We start from the raw sequence: 20,861 nt of genomic DNA on the forward strand, positions 1-20,861 counted from the left end.
CCCTCTCGATTGTTACTTGGCACGGACAGACTATAAGCCTGATGGTCGTTCCCCATCAGGCCTGAAAACCGCAAAACGCCGAATAACAATCTTCGAGGGTAGCGCTGCTACCCTTTTTTTTCTGGAGTAGATTTATGTCTATAGACTGGAACTGGGGTATTTTTTTACAACAGGCCCCGTTCGGCAACACCACCTATCTCGGCTGGCTCTGGAGTGGTTTCCAGGTCACGGTCGCGTTATCTATCACCGCCTGGATTATCGCTTTCCTCATAGGCTCTTTATTCGGCATTTTACGTACCGTACCAAATCGTTTCCTTTCCGGGATCGGCACGCTGTACGTTGAGTTGTTTCGTAACGTTCCACTCATCGTCCAGTTCTTTACCTGGTATCTGGTCATTCCTGAACTGCTGCCGGAAAACATTGGCATGTGGTTCAAGTCAGAACTGGATCCCAACATTCAGTTCTTCCTCTCATCTATGCTTTGTCTGGGGCTGTTTACCGCCGCGCGCGTCTGTGAGCAGGTTCGCGCCGCGATTCAGTCCCTGCCTCGCGGGCAGAAAAACGCCGCGCTGGCGATGGGCCTGACGCTGCCGCAAGCCTATCGCTACGTCCTGCTGCCAAACGCTTATCGCGTGATTGTTCCGCCAATGACCTCAGAGATGATGAACCTGGTGAAGAACTCCGCAATCGCCTCCACCATCGGTCTGGTGGATATGGCGGCGCAGGCGGGCAAGCTGCTGGATTACTCCGCCCACGCATGGGAATCGTTTACCGCCATCACGCTGGCCTACGTCCTGATTAACGCCGTCATCATGCTGGTGATGAATCTCGTCGAACGCAAAATCCGCCTGCCTGGCAATTTGGGAGGCAAATAATGTACGAATTTGACTGGAGTTCTATCGTCCCTTCCCTGCCGTATCTGCTGGACGGATTGATCATCACGTTGAAAATCACCGTTACAGCGGTCGTCATTGGTATCGTCTGGGGGACCATCCTTGCCGTCATGCGACTGTCGAGCTTTGCGCCGATTGCCTGGTTTGCGAAGGGCTACGTCAACGTATTCCGCTCTATTCCGCTGGTGATGGTGCTGCTGTGGTTCTACCTGATTGTGCCCGGTTTCCTGCAAAACGTGCTGGGCCTGTCGCCAAAAACCGATATTCGCCTGATCTCGGCGATGGTGGCGTTTTCGATGTTTGAAGCCGCGTACTATTCCGAAATTATCCGTGCCGGTATCCAGAGTATTTCTCGTGGGCAGTCCAGCGCCGCGTTGGCGCTGGGGATGACCCACTGGCAGTCGATGAAGCTGATCATTCTGCCACAGGCATTCCGCGCAATGGTGCCGCTGCTGCTTACCCAGGGCATCGTACTGTTCCAGGATACCTCGCTGGTCTATGTATTGAGTCTGGCAGATTTCTTCCGTACCGCCTCCACCATTGGTGAGCGTGACGGCACGCAGGTTGAAATGATCCTGTTTGCTGGCGCCGTTTATTTTGTATTCAGTCTGAGCGCATCGTTGTTGGTCAGCTATTTGAAGAAAAGGACAGTTTAATGATTACCCTGAAAAATGTTTCTAAATGGTATGGTCACTTTCAGGTGCTGACCGACTGCTCCACGGAAGTGAAAAAAGGTGAGGTGGTGGTTGTCTGTGGCCCGTCAGGCTCCGGTAAATCAACGCTTATCAAGACGGTAAACGGCCTGGAGCCAGTGCAACAGGGCGTCATCACCGTTGATGGCACCGTGGTAAATGATAAAAAAACCGATCTGGCCAAACTGCGCTCTCGTGTTGGTATGGTGTTCCAGCACTTTGAACTGTTCCCGCATCTGTCGATCATTGAGAACCTGACTCTGGCGCAGGTAAAAGTGCTTAAGCGCGATAAAAAGCCGGCCCGCGACAAAGCGCAAAAGTTACTGGAACGCGTTGGTCTGTCAGCACATGCCGAGAAGTTCCCGGCCCAGCTATCCGGGGGCCAGCAACAGCGTGTCGCTATCGCCCGGGCGCTATGTATGGATCCTATCGCCATGCTGTTTGACGAACCGACATCGGCGCTTGATCCTGAAATGATCAACGAAGTACTGGACGTTATGGTTGAACTGGCCAATGAAGGGATGACCATGATGGTGGTAACCCACGAAATGGGCTTTGCGCGTAAAGTGGCGAACCGGGTGATCTTCATGGATGAAGGGAAAATTGTTGAAGACTCACCGAAAGAAGAGTTCTTCGCCAATCCGAAATCGGACCGCGCCAAAGACTTCCTCGCGAAAATCCTGCACTAATCTTGCTGGCGCGCATCGCCATGTGCGCGCCATCTCACGATTTACCTCTTCACTTCTCGAAACAGATACAGCCCAGCGTTAACCTTGTCACAGAGTCCCACTTACAAGGAGCAACAATGGCACTTCCGATCCTGTTTGATTGCGATCCAGGTCATGACGACGCTATCGCAATTGTTCTCGCCCTCGCCTCACCTGAACTGGATGTGAAAGCGGTAACCTCGTCAGCCGGGAACCAGACGCCCGACAAAACGCTGCGTAACGTATTACGCATGCTAACACTGCTCAATCGTAGTGATATTCCCGTCGCCGGTGGCGCTGTGAAACCGCTGATGCGCGATCTGATTATTGCCGATAACGTCCACGGCGAGAGTGGGTTAGATGGCCCGGCGCTCCCGGAACCCGCCTTTGCGCCACAGGCCTGTACCGCTGTGGAACTGATGGCGAAAACCCTGCGTGACAGCCCAGAGCCAGTGACCATTGTCTCCACCGGGCCGCAAACCAACGTGGCATTGCTACTGAATAGCCATCCTGAACTGCACGCTAAAATCGCCCGTATCGTGATAATGGGGGGTGCGATGGGTCTCGGAAACTGGACGCCCGCCGCTGAGTTCAACATTTTCGTGGATCCTGAAGCCGCTGAAATCGTATTCCAGTCGGGCATTCCTGTGGTAATGGCGGGTCTGGATGTGACGCATAAAGCGCAAATACATCGCGAAGATACCGAACGGTTCCGCGCTATTGGCAATCCTGTTTCAACGATCGTTGCTGAACTACTCGACTTCTTCTTTGAATATCACAAAGACGAAAAATGGGGATTCATCGGCGCGCCGCTGCACGACCCCTGCACTATTGCCTGGCTGCTGAAACCGGAACTGTTTACCACCGTTGATCGCTGGGTTGGTGTGGAAACTCAGGGCAAATACACGCAGGGCATGACCGTGGTGGACTACTACTTCCTGAGCGGCAATAAGCCAAACGCCACCGTGATGGTGGACGTTGATCGCCAGGGATTTGTCGATCTGCTGGCGGAACGGCTGAAGTTTTACGCCTGATACACGCCGGACGGCGCTAACGCTTATCCGGCCTACAAAATCGTGCAATTTGTAGGCCGGATAAGACGCTTTTCGTCGCCATCCGGCAATAAGCGATTACGGCTCAAATGGCCGTCTTTGGAACTGATCGTGTCCGCATTTCGGACACAGCGGCAGCACATCCGGAGTGTACACCGCTAAATGGAAGTGACACTTCTCGCAGACCAGATTCCCCAACCCAACCACCTCGCCGCTGTGATAAACCCCATGATGACTGAGATCCTGGAACACTTCGCGCCATTCGAGCTGCGTTTTATCGGTAATATCGGCCAGTTCCTGCCAGATACTCTCCTTGATAACCCGCATAAAGACGCTGTCTGTCTCCTCATCGAGACTTTCTTCATAACTGAGTGCAAACTCTTCCAGGTCGCGTCTGACGGCCCTTGTGAGTTCCTCCACCTCGGTTCGGGTTAACTCCCCGGTCTGCATAACTCGCTGACGCGCCTGCTCCACCAGCGCATCAATATCGCGTTCGCCGTTACGCAGACGTTCGCTGAGTGACGTCACCAGTTCACGGTAATATTGAGCAACCTTGTTCATCGCTTCGCCTCCTGGGTCGTTAACTGTCTATAATAATAGACGTTATTTACGCTACGCTTTGCAAGACTGTCCACAGAGTGTGTAAATTCGTGTCAGAATTATCCTTGCGGGAATTCAACGCTGAATGCGCGAAAGGCTGTTTTGACGCGGGCGTTTGGGCTATGCTATGCGGATCTGAAACACCACATCTAGAGCTACGTTTGTAGCTGTATTGAAAACAGGACCACTGGCTGCCATGCAAGAGCAATACCGCCCGGAAGAGATAGAATCCAAAGTACAGCTTCACTGGGATGAGAAGCGCACATTTGAAGTTACCGAAGACGAGAGCAAAGAGAAGTATTACTGCCTGTCTATGCTTCCCTATCCTTCTGGTCGACTACACATGGGCCACGTACGTAACTACACCATCGGTGACGTGATCGCCCGCTATCAGCGCATGCTGGGCAAAAACGTACTGCAGCCCATTGGCTGGGATGCGTTCGGCCTGCCTGCGGAAGGTGCGGCGGTAAAAAACAATACCGCGCCAGCACCGTGGACGTACGACAACATCGCGTACATGAAAAACCAGCTCAAAATGCTGGGCTTTGGTTACGACTGGAGCCGTGAGCTGGCGACCTGCACCCCGGAATATTACCGCTGGGAACAGAAGTTCTTCACCGAACTGTACAAAAAAGGTCTGGTATACAAGAAAACCTCTGCGGTGAACTGGTGCCCTAACGACCAGACCGTACTGGCGAACGAACAGGTTATTGACGGCTGCTGCTGGCGCTGCGATACCAAAGTTGAGCGTAAAGAGATCCCACAGTGGTTCATCAAAATCACCGCTTACGCTGACGAACTGCTGCGTGATCTGGATAACCTGGATCACTGGCCTGATACTGTTAAAACCATGCAGCGCAACTGGATTGGCCGCTCTGAAGGTGTAGAAATCACCTTCAACGTGAACCGTTACGACAACACGCTGACCGTCTACACCACCCGTCCGGATACCTTTATGGGTGCGACCTACCTGGCCGTTGCCGCAGGTCACCCGCTGGCGAAAAAAGCGGCGGCAAATAACCCGGAACTGGCTGCCTTCATTGACGAATGCCGTAACACCAAGGTTGCTGAAGCCGAAATGGCGACCATGGAGAAAAAAGGCGTCGATACCGGCTTTAAAGCGGTTCATCCGCTGACTGGCGAAGAAATCCCGGTTTGGGCGGCAAACTTCGTCCTGATGGAATACGGCACCGGTGCGGTGATGGCCGTTCCGGGTCACGATCAGCGCGACTACGAATTTGCCACCAAGTATGGCCTGTCCATCAAGCCGGTAATTCTGACTTCTGAAGGCGCAGAGCCGGATTTGTCCGAGCAGGCACTGACCGAAAAAGGCGTGCTGTTTAACTCCGGTGAGTTTGACGGCCTGGCCTTCGAAGACGCGTTCAACGCCATTGCCGACAAGCTGGTCGCTCTGGGTGTCGGTGAGCGTAAAGTTAACTACCGTCTGCGCGACTGGGGTGTTTCCCGTCAGCGTTACTGGGGGGCGCCAATTCCGATGGTGACGCTGGAAGACGGTACCGTACTGCCGACACCAGAAGATCAACTGCCGGTAATTCTGCCAGAAGATGTCGTCATGGACGGTATCACCAGCCCGATCAAAGCCGATCCGGAGTGGGCGAAAACCACCGTTAACGGTATGCCTGCCCTGCGTGAAACCGACACCTTCGATACCTTTATGGAGTCCTCCTGGTACTACGCGCGCTACACCTGCCCGCAGTACAACGAAGGCATGCTGGACCCAGAAGCGGCAAACTACTGGCTGCCGGTTGATATCTACATTGGCGGTATTGAACACGCCATCATGCACCTGCTCTACTTCCGCTTCTTCCACAAACTGATGCGCGACGCGGGCATGGTCAACTCTGACGAACCGGCTAAACAGCTGCTGTGTCAGGGAATGGTGCTGGCCGATGCGTTCTACTACGTTGGCACAAACGGCGAACGCAACTGGGTTTCTCCGGTTGACGCCATCGTTGAGCGCGACGAAAAAGGTCGTATCGTTAAGGCGAAGGATGCTGAAGGCCATGAACTGGTGTATACCGGCATGAGCAAAATGTCCAAGTCCAAAAACAACGGTATCGACCCGCAGGTCATGGTTGAACGTTACGGCGCGGACACCGTGCGTCTGTTCATGATGTTCGCCTCTCCGGCTGATATGACCCTGGAATGGCAGGAATCCGGCGTAGAAGGGGCAAACCGCTTCCTGAAGCGTGTCTGGAAACTGGTTTATGAGCACACTTCACAGGGTGATGCTCCGGCGCTGAACGTTGCTGCACTGACGGAAGATCAAAAAGCGCTGCGTCGCGACGTGCACAAAACCATTGCTAAAGTGACTGATGATATCGGTCGCCGTCAGACCTTTAACACCGCAATTGCGGCGATTATGGAACTGATGAACAAGCTGGCGAAAGCACCGCAGGAAGACGAGCAGGACCGTGCCCTGATGCAGGAAGCGCTGCTGGCCGTTGTACGCATGCTCAACCCGTTCACCCCACACGTTTGCTTCACCCTGTGGCAGGCGCTGAAAGGCGAAGGCGATATCGACAATGCGCCGTGGCCGGTAGCTGATGACGCCGCAATGGTTGAAGACTCAACGCTGGTTGTGGTTCAGGTAAACGGCAAAGTACGTGGCAAAATCACCGTTCCGGTAAACGCCACTGAAGAGCAGGTTCGTGAACGTGCTGGCCAGGAGCCTCTGGTGGCAAAATATCTTGATGGCGTTACCGTACGTAAAGTGATTTATGTACCGGGTAAACTCCTCAATCTGGTCGTTGGCTAAGCGCGGGAGGAAGCGTGCGATTTCTGACAACATTGTTGTTATCTCTGGCGGTGCTGGTCACCGCCGGGTGTGGCTGGCATCTGCGTAGTACTACGCAGGTTCCCCCCACGATGAAAACCATGATTCTGGTCACGGGTGATCCGAACGGCCCGTTAAGCCGGGCGGTGCGTAATCAGTTGCGTTTGAATGGCGTTACACTGCTGGAAGACAGCTCAACGCGCAAAGACGTTCCGTCCTTACGCCTTGGCGCGGTCAGCATTTCGCAGGATACCGCGTCCGTGTTCCAGAACGGTCAAACCGCTGAATACCAGATGGTGATGTCCGTGAGTGCTTCAGTCCTGATCCCGGGCCATGATATTTACCCGATCAGCGCTAAAGTCTATCGTTCATTCTTCGACAACCCGCAAGCGGCACTGGCGAAGGATAACGAGCAGGAGATGATCGTTAAAGAGATGTACGACAAGGCGGCCGAGCAGTTGATTCGTAAACTGCCAAGCGTACATATTGCTGATGTTCAGTCATCCGGCGATGACGTCGAGCCTGCAGTGAAAACTGCAGCGCCAGCGTCCTCCTCTCCGGCGCGTGTTTCCACCACGCTGGGTAACTGATGCTCAAGTTGTACCCTGAACAACTCCGCGCACAGCTCAATGAAGGGCTGCGCGCGGCGTATTTACTCTTAGGTAACGATCCCCTCTTATTGCAGGAAAGCCAGGATGCCATCCGCCAGACTGCCGCAACGCAAGGGTTCGAAGAACACCACGCTTTCACCCTGGACAACAGCACCGACTGGGGGGAAATTTTTTCACTCTGCCAGGCGATGAGCCTGTTTGCCAGCCGTCAAACGTTACTCCTGCAGCTGCCAGAAAATGGCCCCAATGCCGCCATTAACGAACAACTTGCCTCGCTCGTCACACTGCTACATGACGATCTGCTGCTTATTGTTCGTGGTAACAAGCTGACCAAAGCCCAGGAAAACGCCGCATGGTATACCGGACTGGCGAATAACGCGGTACTGGTCAGTTGCCAGACACCTGAACAGGCACAGCTTCCGCGTTGGGCAGCCGCAAGGGCGAAACATCATAATCTGCAGTTGGATGACGCCGCCAACCAACTCTTATGCTATTGCTACGAAGGCAATCTGCTAGCGTTAGCGCAGGCGCTGGAGCGGTTGTCGCTACTTTGGCCTGACGGTAAATTAACATTGCCTCGTGTGGAGCAAGCCGTTAACGATGCCGCGCACTTTACCCCGTTTCACTGGGTGGACGCGCTGCTGATGGGCAAAAGCAAACGCGCGCTGCATATTCTGCAACAGCTCCGTCTTGAAGGCAGTGAACCCGTTATTTTGTTACGTACTCTGCAGCGGGAATTATTACTGCTGGTGAACCTGAAACGGCAGTCGACCCATACCCCATTACGGGCATTGTTCGACAAACATCGGGTATGGCAAAATCGCCGTGGCATGATGGGAGAAGCGTTAAACCGACTGACTCCCACACAGTTACGTCAGGCGGTCACGCTGTTAACACGTACGGAAATTACGCTTAAACAAGACTATGGTCAGTCAGTGTGGGCAGAGCTTGAGGGACTTTCCCTGTTGCTTTGCCATAAATCACTGGCAGATGTTTTTATTGATGGTTGATATGAAATCATTGCAGGCTCTGTTCGGCGGCACCTTTGATCCGGTGCATTATGGTCATCTGAAACCCGTTGAAATTCTGGCTAATCTGATTGGCCTCTCTCGGGTCATTGTCATGCCCAATAACGTGCCACCACATCGTGCGCAACCGGAAGCCTCCAGCGCCCAGCGTAAACATATGCTTGAGCTGGCCATTGCCGACAAACCTTTGTTTTCACTGGATGAACGCGAGCTAAAACGCGATACCGCCTCGTACACCGCGCAAACGCTGCAAGAGTGGCGTGTGGAACAAGGCCCGGATGCACCGCTGGCATTCATTATTGGTCAGGATTCACTGCTGACCTTTCCTTCCTGGCATGACTACGACACGATTCTGGACAACACCCATCTTATCGTGTGTCGACGTCCGGGTTACCCGCTCGAAATGGCACAGGAACAGCACCAGCAGTGGCTGGAAAATCATCTGACCCATACGGCAGATGATCTGCATAATCTGCCGGCAGGTAAGATTTACCTTGCCGAAACGCCGTGGTTCAATATCTCCGCCACGCTTATCCGCGAACGCCTGGAAAAAGGCGAGCCGTGCGACGACTTACTGCCACGCGCCGTGCTCGACTATATCAACCAGCAGGGTTTGTACCGCTAAGCGTGTTGTTTAATGCCGCCAACAGGCGGTCATTTTCGTCCTTACTGCGAACAGCAACCCGGTAATAACGCGCGTCCAGGCCAGGGTAATTGGCACAACTGCGGATCAAAACATGTTGTTCCAGCAGTGATTTTTGCAAACCGATATCCGGTCGATCGCAGCGTAACAGCCGATAGTTAGCCCGACCGGGATAGACTGTCAGGCCGGGCAGTGTTTGCAATTGTTGATCAAATCGCTGTCCTTCCTGTGCCAGCCATTGCCACGTCGCCTGCTGGTAGGCGCTATCGCTAAGAATCAGCTCTCCCGCCAGCGCGGCAAATGCGTTAATTGACCACGGCATTTGTCGGCTGCGCATCCGTGCCACGGCCTGTTCATCGCTATTGACCAGATAACCCAGTCGCAACCCCGGTATCGCATAGAACTTGGTCAGCGAGCGAAGAACCCAAATGTGCGGATTCTCTTGTAGCCGCGGAATAAAACCCTCCTCCCCGGCAATAAAATCGATAAAGGCTTCATCCAGAATCAAGGTAATCCCCAATTCAGCGCAGCGCGTTGCTATCGCAGCAAGCAGATGACCATCGGGCAATAGCCCTGTAGGGTTGTTGGGCGTACAGAGAAAAAGGCAGTCCAGCTCTGGCGTTAACACATCAAGGATCGTGGCGGTGAGCTGCCAGCCATCCTCCTCGCGCAGCGCAAATTCATGGATCGCACATTCTCCCCATTCCAGCGCCCGGCGGTATTCAGCAAATCCAGGGGCAACAATCATCGCATGACGCGGCTTGAGCCCATTAACCAGGGTGAAGATAGATTCTGTTTCGCCATTCCCCGCGAGGATCCACGAAACAGGTATCTGGTGATGCTGCGCCAGCGCCGCATGCAACTGGGTGTAGTCAACGTCCGGGTAGCATTCAGCCCTGTCCAGATTGTCGATAAGCGCGCATTTTAAGGTTGCGGGCATACCCAGCGGGTTAATATTCGCGCTAAAATCCAGCAATTGCTCAGGCGGGATGCCCAACAATGCGGCGGCTTCTCGGGTATTACCGCCGTGCGCGCTCTTCAATAAAGACATCGTGCCGCTCCAGTTAAAAAGGGGTATTTTATTGAAAAAATCTCTGCGCAATCAGGGCAAGCATCATATTTTGTGCGAATAGCCCCAAGAGGAAAAAATGAGACTCTGGTTAGTACGTCACGGAGAAACCGAAGCCAATGTCGCTGGGTTATACAGCGGTCATGCCCCCACACCGCTAACGGAACGGGGGATTGTTCAGGCGCAATCACTGAGTGGGCTGCTACGCAATGTCCCTTTCGACAACGTTCTGTGCAGCGAACTCGAACGCGCCCGCCATACAACCCAACTGATTCTGGCGGAACGCGATGTTCCTGTGCGTGTCATGCCTGAACTTAATGAGATGTTCTTTGGCGACTGGGAAATGCGCGATCATCGCGATCTTGCACGCGAAGACGCTGAAAATTATGCCGTATGGTGTAACGACTGGCAGAACGCAACCCCAACTAATGGCGAAGGATTTCAGGCATTTTCACAGCGTGTTGAACGTTTCATTCCTCAGCTTGCTGAATACAAAGACAGTAAAAATCTGTTGGTGGTAAGTCATCAGGGCGTACTGAGCGTACTGGTGGCCCGGCTGCTGTCCATGCCCACGGCCGCCATGTGGCACTTTCGCATCGAACAGGGATGCTGGAGTGCCATTGATTTTTGTGACGACTTTGCAGTTCTGAAAGTTCTCAATAGTCGCGCCGTGTGGCACGAGGGTGAGTGAATGCACTGTTTTTTCTGCCGAAGGGCCTCTCTCCCATTGACACCCTATGACAGGCTGCTATTCTCCGCAACCTGACTTTTCCCGCCTTTCAGAGCTTTGCAGAAATTGTTTTACAAAAATGGCGATGCATTCTGTTGCGTGGGGTGGGATGATAGCGCACCTCAAAAGCGCTTTCGGAGACATTTGTCCCGATATCGCCTCTGGTTCAGGTATACTAACAGACGTTTTTAACTCTTTTTCACCCAGGGGGAACACTTGCAGGGTAAAGCACTCCAGGATTTTGTAATCGACAAAATTGATGACCTGAAAGGTCAAGACATCATCGCCTTAGATGTTCAGGGCAAATCCAGTATCACCGATTGCATGATTATCTGCACTGGCACGTCCAGCCGCCATGTCATGTCTATCGCCGATCACGTTGTTCAGGAGTCTCGCACCGCCGGTCTGCTGCCGCTTGGCGTAGAAGGCGAAAACGTAGCTGACTGGATCGTCGTCGATCTTGGTGATGTGATTGTCCACGTTATGCAGGAAGAGAGCCGTCGCCTGTATGAACTGGAAAAACTCTGGAGTTAATGCGTGAAGCTGCAACTTGTCGCTGTGGGTACGAAAATGCCTGACTGGGTGCAAACCGGTTTTACGGAGTACCTGCGCCGGTTTCCGAAAGACATGCCCTTTGAGCTGATCGAAATCCCGGCAGGAAAACGCGGCAAGAACGCGGACATTAAGCGCATTCTCGACAAAGAGGGTGAACAGATGCTGGCCGCCGCAGGCAAAAACCGCATCGTCACCCTTGATATCCCAGGAAAACCCTGGGACACGCCACAACTGGCGACCGAGCTGGAACGCTGGAAACTGGATGGTCGTGACGTCAGTCTGTTGATTGGCGGACCGGAAGGACTGTCCCCCGCCTGTAAAGCGGCAGCGGAGCAAAGCTGGTCACTCTCTGCATTAACCCTTCCCCACCCTCTTGTCCGGGTGCTGGTCGCAGAGAGTCTGTACAGGGCGTGGAGCATTACCACCAACCATCCTTATCACCGTGAGTGATCATTGATTCTTGAGTAGATTAAGCAGCGGATGAAACTACAGAATTCTTTTCGCGACTATACGGCTGAGTCCGCGCTGTTTGTGCGCCGGGCGCTGGTCGCTTTTTTGGGGATTTTGCTGCTCACTGGCGTGCTAATCGCCAATCTTTATAATCTGCAAATCGTTCGCTTTACTGATTATCAGACCCGTTCGAACGAGAACCGCATCAAACTGGTGCCTATCGCCCCCAGCCGCGGCATCATTTATGACCGCAACGGAATTCCCCTCGCCCTTAACCGCACCATTTATCAGATAGAAATGATGCCGGAAAAGGTCGACAACATTCAGGATACGCTCGACGCGCTGCGTAACGTCGTCGATCTGACGGACGATGACATTGCCGCCTTCAAAAAAGAGCGCGCCCGTTCACACCGCTTCACCTCTATTCCGGTAAAAACCAACCTGACTGAAGTTCAGGTCGCACGCTTTGCCGTGAATCAGTATCGTTTTCCTGGCGTCGAAGTTAAAGGCTATAAACGCCGCTATTACCCCTACGGCTCTGCACTGACCCACGTGATCGGCTACGTATCGAAGATCAACGATAAAGACGTTGAACGCCTGGATAAAGACGGCAAGCTGGCCAACTACGCGGCGACGCACGACATCGGTAAGTTGGGTATTGAACGTTATTACGAAGACGTACTTCATGGTCAAACCGGTTATGAAGAGGTTGAAGTCAATAACCGCGGCCGCGTTATTCGCCAGCTTAAAGAAGTGGCGCCGCAGGCCGGGCACGATATCTATCTGACGCTTGATTTGAAACTCCAGCAATACATTGAAACGCTGCTGGCGGGTAGCCGTGCCGCCGTCGTGGTCACAGACCCGCGTACTGGTGGTGTCCTGGCACTGGTCTCTATGCCAAGCTATGACCCGAACCTGTTCGTGGACGGCATCTCCAGCAAAGATTATTCCGGGTTACTCAATGACCCCAATACGCCACTGGTTAACCGCGCCACGCAAGGCGTTTACCCTCCGGCGTCCACGGTTAAACCTTATGTTGCGGTCTCTGCGTTAAGCGCAGGCGTTATTACCCGCAATACCGGGCTATTTGATCCGGGCTGGTGGCAATTACCCGGTTCAGAGAAACGTTACCGTGACTGGAAAAAATGGGGTCACGGTCATCTGAACATCACCCGTTCTCTGGAAGAGTCCGCTGATACGTTTTTCTATCAAATCGCCTATGATATGGGGATTGACCGTCTTTCTGAGTGGATGAGCAAGTTTGGTTACGGCCATTATACGGGCATCGATCTCGCTGAAGAGCGCGCGGGTAACATGCCAACCCGCGAGTGGAAGCAAAAACGGTTTAAAAAGCCCTGGTACCAGGGTGATACAATCCCTGTCGGTATCGGTCAGGGCTACTGGACAGCAACGCCTATCCAGATGAGCAAAGCGCTGATGATCCTCATCAACGACGGCATGGTGAAAGTCCCTCATCTGCTGATGAGCACAGCGGAAAACGGCAAGCAAGTGCCGTGGGTACAGCCACATGAGCCTCCTGTCGGTGACATTCATTCTGGCTACTGGGAAATCGCCAAAGACGGTATGTACGGTGTAGCGAATCGCCCTAATGGGACTGCGCACAAGTATTTTGCTGGCGCACCCTACAAAATTGCGGCGAAATCCGGTACCGCGCAGGTATTTGGCCTGAAAGCCAATGAAACCTATAACGCACATAAGATCGCCGAACGTTTACGTGACCACAAACTGATGACTGCATTCGCGCCCTATGACAAACCCGAGGTCGCTGTCGCGATGATCCTCGAAAACGGTGGGGCCGGTCCGGCTGTAGGTACACTCATGCGCCAGATCCTTGACCACATTATGTTGGGTGACAACAACACCAATCTGCCTGCTGAAAACCCGGCGGTTGCAGCAGGTGAGGACCAATAATCGTGACGGATAATCCGAACAAAAAAACATTCTGGGACAAAATTCATATCGATCCCACAATGTTGCTTATCTTGCTGGCTCTGCTGGTCTACAGCTCGCTGGTCATCTGGAGCGCCAGCGGCCAGGATATTGGCATGATGGAACGTAAGGTCGGCCAGATCGCTATGGGGCTGGTCATCATGGTGGTGATGGCGCAAATTCCTCCCAGAGTCTATGAAGGTTGGGCGCCGTACCTCTATATCTTCTGTATCATCCTGTTGGTTGCTGTCGATGCCTTCGGCGCCATTTCCAAAGGCGCACAACGTTGGCTGGATTTGGGAATCGTGCGTTTTCAGCCCTCGGAAATCGCCAAGATAGCCGTCCCACTGATGGTGGCGCGCTTTATCAACCGCGATGTCTGCCCACCTTCGCTGAAGAATACGGCTATAGCGCTGGTGCTCATTTTTATGCCCACGCTGCTGGTTGCCGCGCAGCCTGACCTCGGCACCTCAATCCTGGTTGCGCTTTCCGGCCTGTTTGTCTTGTTCCTCTCCGGCTTGAGCTGGCGTTTAATCGGCGTTGCTGTGGTTCTGGTGGCCGCATTTATTCCAATACTGTGGTTCTTCCTGATGCATGATTACCAGCGACAACGCGTGATGATGCTTCTCGACCCGGAAACCGATCCGCTGGGCGCGGGCTATCACATTATTCAGTCTAAAATTGCTATTGGTTCAGGTGGGCTACGCGGCAAAGGCTGGTTGCATGGTACGCAGTCGCAGTTGGAGTTTTTGCCCGAACGTCATACTGACTTTATCTTTGCAGTACTGGCGGAAGAGCTGGGTCTGGTAGGGATTTTAATCCTGCTTGCCCTGTACATTTTGCTGATTATGCGCGGATTGTGGATCGCCGCCCACGCACAAACGACCTTTGGTCGCGTCATGGCCGGTGGTTTAATGTTGATATTATTCGTTTATGTCTTCGTAAATATTGGTATGGTGAGCGGTATTCTGCCTGTAGTTGGGGTTCCACTCCCACTGGTCAGTTACGGAGGCTCTGCACTGATCGTGCTGATGGCCGGGTTCGGGATTGTCATGTCGATCCACACCCATAGAAAAATGTTGTCAAAAAGCGTGTAAGGGGTACGCAATGCGTAAGCAGTGGATTGGAATCTGCATCGCAGCAGGAATGCTCGCGGCGTGTTCAAGTGATGATGGTCAGCAACAGGCTGCCGTCGCGCCGCAACCTGCGGTGTGTAATGGTCCGATTGTTGAAATCAGCGGAGCCGATCCGCGTTTTGAACCCCTGAACCCAACGGCGAATCAGGACTATCAGCGTGACGGTAAGAGCTACAAGATAGTCCAGGATCCCTCCCGCTTTAGCCAGGCTGGACTGGCCGCCATTTACGATGCGGAGCCAGGAAGTAATTTGACCGCATCAGGTGAAGCGTTCGACCCGATGCAGCTGACTGCTGCGCACCCGACGCTGCCCATTCCAAGCTATGCCAGAATTACTAACCTGGCAAACGGTCGAATGATCGTCGTACGCATTAACGATCGTGGTCCATATGGCAACGATCGCGTCATTTCGCTGTCGCGAGCAGCAGCCGATCGTCTGAACACATCTAACAACACGAAAGTGCGTATCGATCCTATCATTGTCGCACAGGATGGTTCTCTGTCCGGCCCAGGTATGGCCTGTACGACAGTGGCCAAACAAACCTATGCCCTGCCCTCTCGCCCTGATTTAAGCGGCGGTGGCAGCATGCCTGCTACACCGGATGCGGGTCAGCCGCAAGGAGATATCCGCCCGATCAGCAATTCCACGCTGAAAAGCGATGACCCTACCGGAGCACCAGTAAACAGCGGTGGATTCCTCGGTGCGCCGACTACGCTCGCTTCCGGCGTGCTTGAAGGTAGCGAACCGACGCCAGCGCCACAACCGGCTGCCCCTGTGACTGCCCCAGCCACAACACCGACTGTCGCAGCAGCACCAGCCGTCGCCGTTGCCACTCCGGCAGCTGCAGCCAACGGTCGTTACGTCGTTCAGGTTGGTGCGGTAAGCGAGCAGGCGCGTGCACAGCAGTATCAAAAGCGTTTAAGTCAGCAGTTTGGCGTTCCGGGCCGGGTTGTGCAAAACGGTGCCGTTTGGCGTATTCAGATGGGGCCATTCGCCAGCAAGGCTGAAGCCTCCACACTGCAGCAGCGTCTGCAATCCGAGGCGCAATTACAGTCCTTCATCACCGGCGTGTAATAACGTAAACCAGGCATCTGAATTGTCAATTTCTGTAAATGACATTAACAAAGTCACGCGGAAAGTCAGATGCCTGCCAGTTATGCATTTGCTATAGTAGGGCACTTTTTTTAATTTCACCACGGACGTCGTAGTTCAGACCATGAAGACCACTTTTTCCGCTCGTTTCGTGCAGCGCATGGCGCTCACCGCGGCTCTCTGCGCAGCCTCTCTTTCTGCTGCCCATGCAGATGACCTGAATATTAAAACCATGATCCCGGGTGTTCCGCAGATCGATGCGGAGTCGTATATCCTGATTGACTACAATTCAGGCAAAGTTCTCGCAGAACAAAATGCGGACTCTCGCCGTGACCCCGCCAGCCTGACCAAAATGATGACCAGCTACGTCATCGGCCAGGCGATGAAAGCCGGGAAATTCAAAGAAACCGATCTGGTCACCGTCGGCAACGACGCCTGGGCTACGGGCAACCCGGTCTTTAAAGGTTCATCGCTGATGTTCCTCAAACCTGGCATGCAGGTTCCTGTTTCTCAATTGATCCGTGGTATTAACCTGCAATCAGGGAACGATGCTTGCGTGGCAATGGCGGACTTCGCAGCCGGAAGCCAGGATGCTTTCGTCGGTCTGATGAACAGCTATGTGAATGCGCTGGGCCTGAAAAACACCCACTTCCAGACCGTTCATGGTCTCGATGCTGACGGTCAGTACAGCTCGGCCCGTGACATGGCACTGATTGGTCAGGCGCTAATTCGCGACGTGCCCAACGAATACTCTATCTATAAAGAAAAAGAGTTCACCTTTAACGGTATCCGCCAGCTCAACCGTAACGGTCTGCTGTGGGATAACAGCCTGAATGTTGACGGTATCAAAACCGGCCACACTGACAAAGCTGGCTACAACCTCGTTGCATCCGCAACCGAAGGCCAGATGCGTCTGATCTCCGCCGTGATGGGTGGTCGCACCTATAAAGGCCGCGAAACTGAAAGTAAAAAACTGCTGACCTGGGGCTTCCGTTTCTTTGAAACCGTGAACCCGTTGAAAGTCGGCAAAGAGTTTGCTTCAGAACCGGCCTGGTTTGGTAATACCGATCGTGCGTCATTAGGTGTCGATAAAGACGTGTACCTGACTATTCCACGCGGCCGCATGAAAGATCTGAAAGCCAGCTATGTTCTGAACACCACGGAACTGCATGCACCGCTGCAGAAAAACCAGGTTGTCGGCACCATCAACTTCCAGCTTGATGGCAAAACTATTGAACAGCGTCCGCTGGTGGTTCTGCAGGAAATCCCGGAAGGCAACTTCTTTGGTAAAATCATTGATTACATTAAATTAATGTTCCATCACTGGTTTGGCTAAAAATCGAACACTTGAAAGTGTGATTTACGTCCCCATATACTAGGTATCCAGATAACTCCCACGCGCCGTGGGAGTTATTATTTTTTGATGTAACGCCGGAGCTGACATGAAAACCAAACTTAACGAACTGCTTGAATTCCCTACTCCATTTACTTACAAAGTAATGGGGCAGGCGTTGCCTGAGCTGGTTGATCAGGTGGTTGAAGTGGTACAGCGCCATGCGCCAGGTGATTACTCCCCAACGGTAAAACCGAGCAGCAAAGGCAATTACCACTCGGTCTCTATCACTATTAATGCGACACACATTGAGCAGGTTGAAACACTGTACGAAGAATTAGGTAATATCGATATCGTACGTATGGTGCTGTAAAAGCCTGTCGGTTACCCGCTGCATCCCCGCTCGGGTAACCCCTCCCCCCTGTGATATACTTTCCCCCTCTTTAACATTCTCTACTCTATGTGAGTATCTACGGAGATGCCGTTTTGTATCAGGATAAAATTCTTGTCCGCCAGCTCGGTCTTCAACCCTACGAGCCAGTCTCTCTAGCCATGCACGAATTCACCGATACCCGCGATGAACATAGTCATGATGAAATCTGGCTGGTAGAGCATTATCCTGTCTTTACCCAGGGTCAGGCCGGTAAAGCAGAGCACGTACTGATGCCCGGTGATATTCCCGTTATCCAAAGCGATCGGGGCGGTCAGGTGACATACCACGGACCCGGTCAGCAGGTTATGTATGTTCTGTTGAATCTCAAACGCCGCAAACTGGGCGTGCGTGAACTGGTAACACTGCTGGAACAAACCGTGGTGAATACGCTTGCGGAGATAGGTATTGACGCCCATCCGCGCGCTGATGCGCCTGGCGTATACGTCGGGGAGAAGAAAATCTGCTCTTTGGGATTACGTATTCGTAGAGGATGTTCGTTTCACGGCTTAGCGCTCAACGTGGATATGGATTTGTCGCCTTTCCTGCGTATCAATCCTTGTGGTTACGCCGGAATGGAGATGGCGAAAGTATCGCAGTGGGATAGCGCAGCCACGACCGAGAGCGTGCGTCCTCGTCTGCTGGCTAACATTTTAGCGCTGTTGGGCAATCCCCCCCACGAGTACATCGCAGACTGAGAAACAGGTTATCGTTTGCCGCAGCATATGTTGTGGCAAATGGCACAAAACAACAACTATTTTACATTTTGCCAGCCTGTCAGGCTGCTTTCTGGCCCGTTTCAATGATATACTGCGTATCACTAATTCAAAAATAGTTGATAAATGCAACATTCCCTTGAATTGAAACGCTTTCCTTCGTAATTCGCAACTGGAACACGCAAGCTATGAGTAAACCCATTGTGATGGAACGCGGTGTTAAATACCGCGATGCCGATAAGATGGCTCTTATCCCGGTAAAAAATGTAGCAACAGAGCGCGAAGCCCTGCTGCGTAAGCCGGAATGGATGAAAATAAAACTGCCAGCGGACTCCACTCGCATCCAGGGTATCAAAGCAGCGATGCGCAAAAATGGCCTGCACTCTGTCTGCGAAGAAGCGTCCTGCCCTAACCTGGCAGAATGTTTCAACCACGGGACCGCGACCTTTATGATCCTCGGCGCAATCTGTACTCGCCGTTGCCCATTCTGTGACGTTGCCCATGGTCGCCCGGTTGCCCCTGATGCTAACGAACCGTTAAAACTGGCCCAGACGATTGCGGACATGGCGCTACGCTATGTTGTCATTACCTCCGTTGACCGCGACGATCTGCGTGACGGCGGCGCTCAGCACTTTGCTGACTGTATCACCGCTATTCGTGAGAAAAGCCCGTCGATTAAAATCGAAACGCTGGTGCCTGACTTCCGTGGTCGTATGGATCGCGCGCTGGATATCCTCACCGCCACGCCGCCAGACGTGTTTAACCACAACCTCGAAAACGTACCGCGTATTTATCGTAACGTACGCCCTGGGGCGGACTACAACTGGTCGCTGAAGCTTCTGGAACGTTTCAAGGAAGCGCATCCGGAGATCCCGACCAAATCGGGTTTGATGGTGGGTCTGGGCGAAACCAATGCTGAAATCATTGAGGTTATGCGTGACCTGCGCAGTCATGGTGTGACCATGCTGACGCTGGGGCAGTATTTACAGCCAAGCCGTCACCACCTGCCGGTGCAACGCTATGTAAGCCCGGATGAGTTCGATGAGATGAAAGCAGAGGCCATGGCGATGGGCTTTACCCATGCGGCATGCGGTCCGTTCGTTCGCTCTTCATACCATGCTGACATGCAGGCCAAAGGGCTGGAAGTGAAGTAATCGTGTAATACTCACTTACATATCAGCAATAAAAAAACCGGCAAATCGCCGGTTTTTTTTCATGCAGAGTATGCAGTATGAGCATCATGCTCCTGACATTACTCTTTATGAGAAAGCTTCTCAGCCTGAACGCTACCATCAGCCTCTTTGCTGGCATCGGTATTATCGTCGTTCATTGCTTTCTTGAAGCCTTTGATTGCCGTCCCCAGGTCTCCACCCAGCGTACGTAACTTCTTGGTACCAAACAGCAGAACGACCAGTGCGGCAACCACCAGCAGTTTGGTAATACTAATCTCACCCATAGATACCTTCTTAACTTAAACCAGGCTGCATAAAGCGCCATATTAACCTGAGAATATTAACGGCCTTTCGACGCGCGCACACAATAGCAATCTGTAACAAGGTGAATCAAGCCTTGTTTAAAAAAACGTCATAATAATTGCGGTGGCGCAAAGCGGCGGTTACGTAACACAGGAAGTTGCGCCCTGACCTGCCTCACCCGCTCAGCAGAAACCTCCGTCATTATCAGCGCAGGCGTTTCCGCCGCAGCGGCAATCGTCACGCCAAACGGATCGATAACCCGGCTTTGACCGATATTCTTATTACCACACTCCCCCGCAGCAATCACATAACAGGTTGCATCCAGAGCTCTTGCCGCCAACAGCGTTGTCCAATGATGCTCTTTGAGCGATCCTCGCACCCAGGCCGCCGGTAAGACCAGGATTTCAGCCCCCTGTAACGCGAGCGCCAATGCCAGCTCAGGGAAGCGCAGGTCATAGCAGGTCATTAACCCTACCTTTAATCCGTCTACGTCCAGTAATGGCGCTACAGCCTCACCTGCATCGACATTCCGCGACTCCTGAATCGAAAAGGCATCATAGAGATGTAATTTTGCGTAATGGGCGATAACCCGACCTCTCCGTAGCGCAACCAGCATGTTCAACGCCCGGCCAGGTACAGAGGGAACATGAATCGTCAGAATCGTCGTCATCTCATTTTGCGCACTCTCTTGCTGTAACCGCGTCAGAAAACCGCCTTCCAGTAGCTGGGCTGACTTCACCGATAGATCGGGGTCGAGATCGTCACGGGCCAACAGCGCTTCCGGCAGCACCAACAGAGATGCGCCTTCTCCTGCGGCCTGAGACATCAACTGGACACACGTTTCCGCATTTTTTTCCCACGAGGGGCCCACGGCAAATTGCCCTGCTGCAACAAACATATT

General features: G+C 53.0%; 22 protein-coding genes. 18 read left to right on the plus strand and 4 right to left on the minus strand.

Annotated elements, in window-relative coordinates; translation table 11 throughout:
* Positions 1-134: 134 nt before the first annotated feature.
* From gltJ to rihA, 4 genes are all read left to right on the plus strand, one after another.
* Positions 135-875 carry a glutamate/aspartate ABC transporter permease GltJ gene (gene gltJ, locus EHN13_RS09680; RefSeq protein WP_003022759.1) on the plus strand — a complete coding sequence of 247 codons (741 nt, stop codon included), beginning with the start codon at positions 135-137 and terminating at the stop codon, positions 873-875.
* Positions 875-1,549, plus strand: coding sequence for a glutamate/aspartate ABC transporter permease GltK (gene gltK, locus EHN13_RS09685; protein ID WP_003022757.1), 675 nt, complete (start codon positions 875-877; stop codon positions 1,547-1,549). Before gltJ ends, gltK begins: the two co-directional genes overlap by 1 nt.
* On the plus strand, positions 1,549-2,274 hold the full coding sequence (gltL, locus tag EHN13_RS09690; protein WP_003022754.1) for a glutamate/aspartate ABC transporter ATP-binding protein GltL: 726 nt from the start codon (positions 1,549-1,551) through the stop codon (positions 2,272-2,274). The genes gltK and gltL overlap by 1 nt, the downstream gene beginning before the upstream one ends.
* Before the next feature lie 116 nt (positions 2,275-2,390).
* Positions 2,391-3,326: a pyrimidine-specific ribonucleoside hydrolase RihA gene (rihA, locus tag EHN13_RS09695; protein WP_048212291.1), complete on the plus strand. Its 936-nt coding sequence runs from the start codon at positions 2,391-2,393 to the stop codon at positions 3,324-3,326.
* Positions 3,327-3,422: 96 nt separating this feature from the next.
* Here the strand turns inward: rihA and EHN13_RS09700 are convergent, their stop codons facing one another.
* Positions 3,423-3,905: a zinc ribbon-containing protein gene (locus tag EHN13_RS09700; protein ID WP_005121423.1), complete on the minus strand. Its 483-nt coding sequence runs from the start codon at positions 3,903-3,905 to the stop codon at positions 3,423-3,425.
* Between the two features lie 235 nt (positions 3,906-4,140).
* On the opposite strand from EHN13_RS09700, the gene leuS reads away from it, so the two are divergent.
* The 4 genes from leuS to nadD are packed head-to-tail and all read left to right on the plus strand — an operon-like array spanning position 4,141 to position 9,005.
* Positions 4,141-6,723 (plus strand): leucine--tRNA ligase, encoded by a 2,583-nt coding sequence (leuS, locus tag EHN13_RS09705; RefSeq protein WP_124021305.1) that lies wholly within the window; start codon positions 4,141-4,143, stop codon positions 6,721-6,723.
* A gap of 14 nt (positions 6,724-6,737) precedes the next feature.
* Positions 6,738-7,331 carry an LPS assembly lipoprotein LptE gene (gene lptE, locus EHN13_RS09710; RefSeq protein WP_048212293.1) on the plus strand — a complete coding sequence of 198 codons (594 nt, stop codon included), beginning with the start codon at positions 6,738-6,740 and terminating at the stop codon, positions 7,329-7,331.
* Positions 7,331-8,362, plus strand: coding sequence for a DNA polymerase III subunit delta (gene holA, locus EHN13_RS09715; protein ID WP_124021306.1), 1,032 nt, complete (start codon positions 7,331-7,333; stop codon positions 8,360-8,362). Before lptE ends, holA begins: the two co-directional genes overlap by 1 nt.
* Position 8,363: 1 nt before the next feature.
* Positions 8,364-9,005 carry a nicotinate-nucleotide adenylyltransferase gene (nadD, locus tag EHN13_RS09720; RefSeq protein WP_086523834.1) on the plus strand — a complete coding sequence of 214 codons (642 nt, stop codon included), beginning with the start codon at positions 8,364-8,366 and terminating at the stop codon, positions 9,003-9,005.
* Here nadD and cobD read toward each other — a convergent pair.
* Complete coding sequence (gene cobD / locus EHN13_RS09725; RefSeq protein WP_124021307.1) at positions 8,980-10,074, minus strand: threonine-phosphate decarboxylase CobD; 1,095 nt, start codon at positions 10,072-10,074, stop codon at positions 8,980-8,982. The two genes, nadD and cobD, sit on opposite strands and share 26 nt — an antisense overlap.
* Before the next feature lie 97 nt (positions 10,075-10,171).
* Here cobD and EHN13_RS09730 point away from each other — a divergent pair, with 97 nt between their 5' ends.
* The 10 genes from EHN13_RS09730 to lipA all read left to right on the plus strand — a co-directional run bounded on the left by EHN13_RS09730 (position 10,172) and on the right by lipA (position 19,639).
* The gene (locus tag EHN13_RS09730) at positions 10,172-10,783 is read left to right on the plus strand and encodes an adenosylcobalamin/alpha-ribazole phosphatase (protein WP_124021308.1); all 612 of its coding nucleotides are present in this window, start codon (positions 10,172-10,174) and stop codon (positions 10,781-10,783) included.
* A 255-nt stretch (positions 10,784-11,038) separates the two neighbouring features.
* Positions 11,039-11,356: a ribosome silencing factor gene (gene rsfS, locus EHN13_RS09735; protein ID WP_003022728.1), complete on the plus strand. Its 318-nt coding sequence runs from the start codon at positions 11,039-11,041 to the stop codon at positions 11,354-11,356.
* 3 nt (positions 11,357-11,359) lie between these two features.
* Positions 11,360-11,827 (plus strand): 23S rRNA (pseudouridine(1915)-N(3))-methyltransferase RlmH, encoded by a 468-nt coding sequence (gene rlmH / locus EHN13_RS09740; RefSeq protein ID WP_003022725.1) that lies wholly within the window; start codon positions 11,360-11,362, stop codon positions 11,825-11,827.
* Positions 11,828-11,857: 30 nt separating this feature from the next.
* Positions 11,858-13,759 carry a peptidoglycan DD-transpeptidase MrdA gene (mrdA, locus tag EHN13_RS09745; protein WP_048212298.1) on the plus strand — a complete coding sequence of 634 codons (1,902 nt, stop codon included), beginning with the start codon at positions 11,858-11,860 and terminating at the stop codon, positions 13,757-13,759.
* Between the two features lie 2 nt (positions 13,760-13,761).
* On the plus strand, positions 13,762-14,874 hold the full coding sequence (gene mrdB / locus EHN13_RS09750; RefSeq protein WP_003022718.1) for a peptidoglycan glycosyltransferase MrdB: 1,113 nt from the start codon (positions 13,762-13,764) through the stop codon (positions 14,872-14,874).
* A gap of 10 nt (positions 14,875-14,884) precedes the next feature.
* Entirely contained in the window at positions 14,885-15,988 is a 1,104-nt protein-coding gene (gene rlpA / locus EHN13_RS09755) for an endolytic peptidoglycan transglycosylase RlpA (protein WP_116360528.1), read from the plus strand.
* A gap of 142 nt (positions 15,989-16,130) precedes the next feature.
* Positions 16,131-17,342, plus strand: coding sequence for a D-alanyl-D-alanine carboxypeptidase DacA (gene dacA, locus EHN13_RS09760; protein ID WP_048212300.1), 1,212 nt, complete (start codon positions 16,131-16,133; stop codon positions 17,340-17,342).
* Positions 17,343-17,448: 106 nt separating this feature from the next.
* On the plus strand, positions 17,449-17,712 hold the full coding sequence (ybeD, locus tag EHN13_RS09765; RefSeq protein ID WP_000850547.1) for a DUF493 family protein YbeD: 264 nt from the start codon (positions 17,449-17,451) through the stop codon (positions 17,710-17,712).
* Positions 17,713-17,825: 113 nt separating this feature from the next.
* On the plus strand, positions 17,826-18,467 hold the full coding sequence (gene lipB / locus EHN13_RS09770; protein ID WP_048212301.1) for a lipoyl(octanoyl) transferase LipB: 642 nt from the start codon (positions 17,826-17,828) through the stop codon (positions 18,465-18,467).
* Positions 18,468-18,673: 206 nt separating this feature from the next.
* Complete coding sequence (gene lipA, locus EHN13_RS09775; RefSeq protein ID WP_003022702.1) at positions 18,674-19,639, plus strand: lipoyl synthase; 966 nt, start codon at positions 18,674-18,676, stop codon at positions 19,637-19,639.
* A gap of 98 nt (positions 19,640-19,737) precedes the next feature.
* On the opposite strand, the gene tatE is transcribed toward lipA, so the two are convergent.
* Positions 19,738-19,941: a twin-arginine translocase subunit TatE gene (tatE, locus tag EHN13_RS09780; RefSeq protein ID WP_101742395.1), complete on the minus strand. Its 204-nt coding sequence runs from the start codon at positions 19,939-19,941 to the stop codon at positions 19,738-19,740.
* A 128-nt stretch (positions 19,942-20,069) separates the two neighbouring features.
* Positions 20,070-20,858, minus strand: a complete 789-nt coding sequence (locus tag EHN13_RS09785; protein ID WP_124021309.1) for a deaminated glutathione amidase — start codon at positions 20,856-20,858, stop codon at positions 20,070-20,072.
* Positions 20,859-20,861: the final 3 nt, after the last annotated feature.

Source organism: Citrobacter youngae, from assembly GCF_003818115.1.
GTDB classification, from domain to species: Bacteria; Pseudomonadota; Gammaproteobacteria; order Enterobacterales; family Enterobacteriaceae; genus Citrobacter; species Citrobacter youngae.

Excerpts from the sequence above, each read along its gene's own strand:
- gltJ (WP_003022759.1), top strand. The coding sequence starts at position 135 with ATGTCTATAGACTGGAACTGGGGTATTTTTTTACAACAGGCCCCGTTC.
- gltK (WP_003022757.1), top strand. The coding sequence starts at position 875 with ATGTACGAATTTGACTGGAGTTCTATCGTCCCTTCCCTGCCGTATCTG.
- gltL (WP_003022754.1), top strand. The coding sequence starts at position 1,549 with ATGATTACCCTGAAAAATGTTTCTAAATGGTATGGTCACTTTCAGGTG.
- rihA (WP_048212291.1), top strand. The coding sequence starts at position 2,391 with ATGGCACTTCCGATCCTGTTTGATTGCGATCCAGGTCATGACGACGCT.
- EHN13_RS09700 (WP_005121423.1), bottom strand. The coding sequence starts at position 3,905 with ATGAACAAGGTTGCTCAATATTACCGTGAACTGGTGACGTCACTCAGC.
- leuS (WP_124021305.1), top strand. The coding sequence starts at position 4,141 with ATGCAAGAGCAATACCGCCCGGAAGAGATAGAATCCAAAGTACAGCTT.
- holA (WP_124021306.1), top strand. The coding sequence starts at position 7,331 with ATGCTCAAGTTGTACCCTGAACAACTCCGCGCACAGCTCAATGAAGGG.
- nadD (WP_086523834.1), top strand. The coding sequence starts at position 8,364 with ATGAAATCATTGCAGGCTCTGTTCGGCGGCACCTTTGATCCGGTGCAT.
- cobD (WP_124021307.1), bottom strand. The coding sequence starts at position 10,074 with ATGTCTTTATTGAAGAGCGCGCACGGCGGTAATACCCGAGAAGCCGCC.
- EHN13_RS09730 (WP_124021308.1), top strand. The coding sequence starts at position 10,172 with ATGAGACTCTGGTTAGTACGTCACGGAGAAACCGAAGCCAATGTCGCT.
- mrdA (WP_048212298.1), top strand. The coding sequence starts at position 11,858 with ATGAAACTACAGAATTCTTTTCGCGACTATACGGCTGAGTCCGCGCTG.
- rlpA (WP_116360528.1), top strand. The coding sequence starts at position 14,885 with ATGCGTAAGCAGTGGATTGGAATCTGCATCGCAGCAGGAATGCTCGCG.
- dacA (WP_048212300.1), top strand. The coding sequence starts at position 16,131 with ATGAAGACCACTTTTTCCGCTCGTTTCGTGCAGCGCATGGCGCTCACC.
- ybeD (WP_000850547.1), top strand. The coding sequence starts at position 17,449 with ATGAAAACCAAACTTAACGAACTGCTTGAATTCCCTACTCCATTTACT.
- lipA (WP_003022702.1), top strand. The coding sequence starts at position 18,674 with ATGAGTAAACCCATTGTGATGGAACGCGGTGTTAAATACCGCGATGCC.
- tatE (WP_101742395.1), bottom strand. The coding sequence starts at position 19,941 with ATGGGTGAGATTAGTATTACCAAACTGCTGGTGGTTGCCGCACTGGTC.
- EHN13_RS09785 (WP_124021309.1), bottom strand. The coding sequence starts at position 20,858 with ATGTTTGTTGCAGCAGGGCAATTTGCCGTGGGCCCCTCGTGGGAAAAA.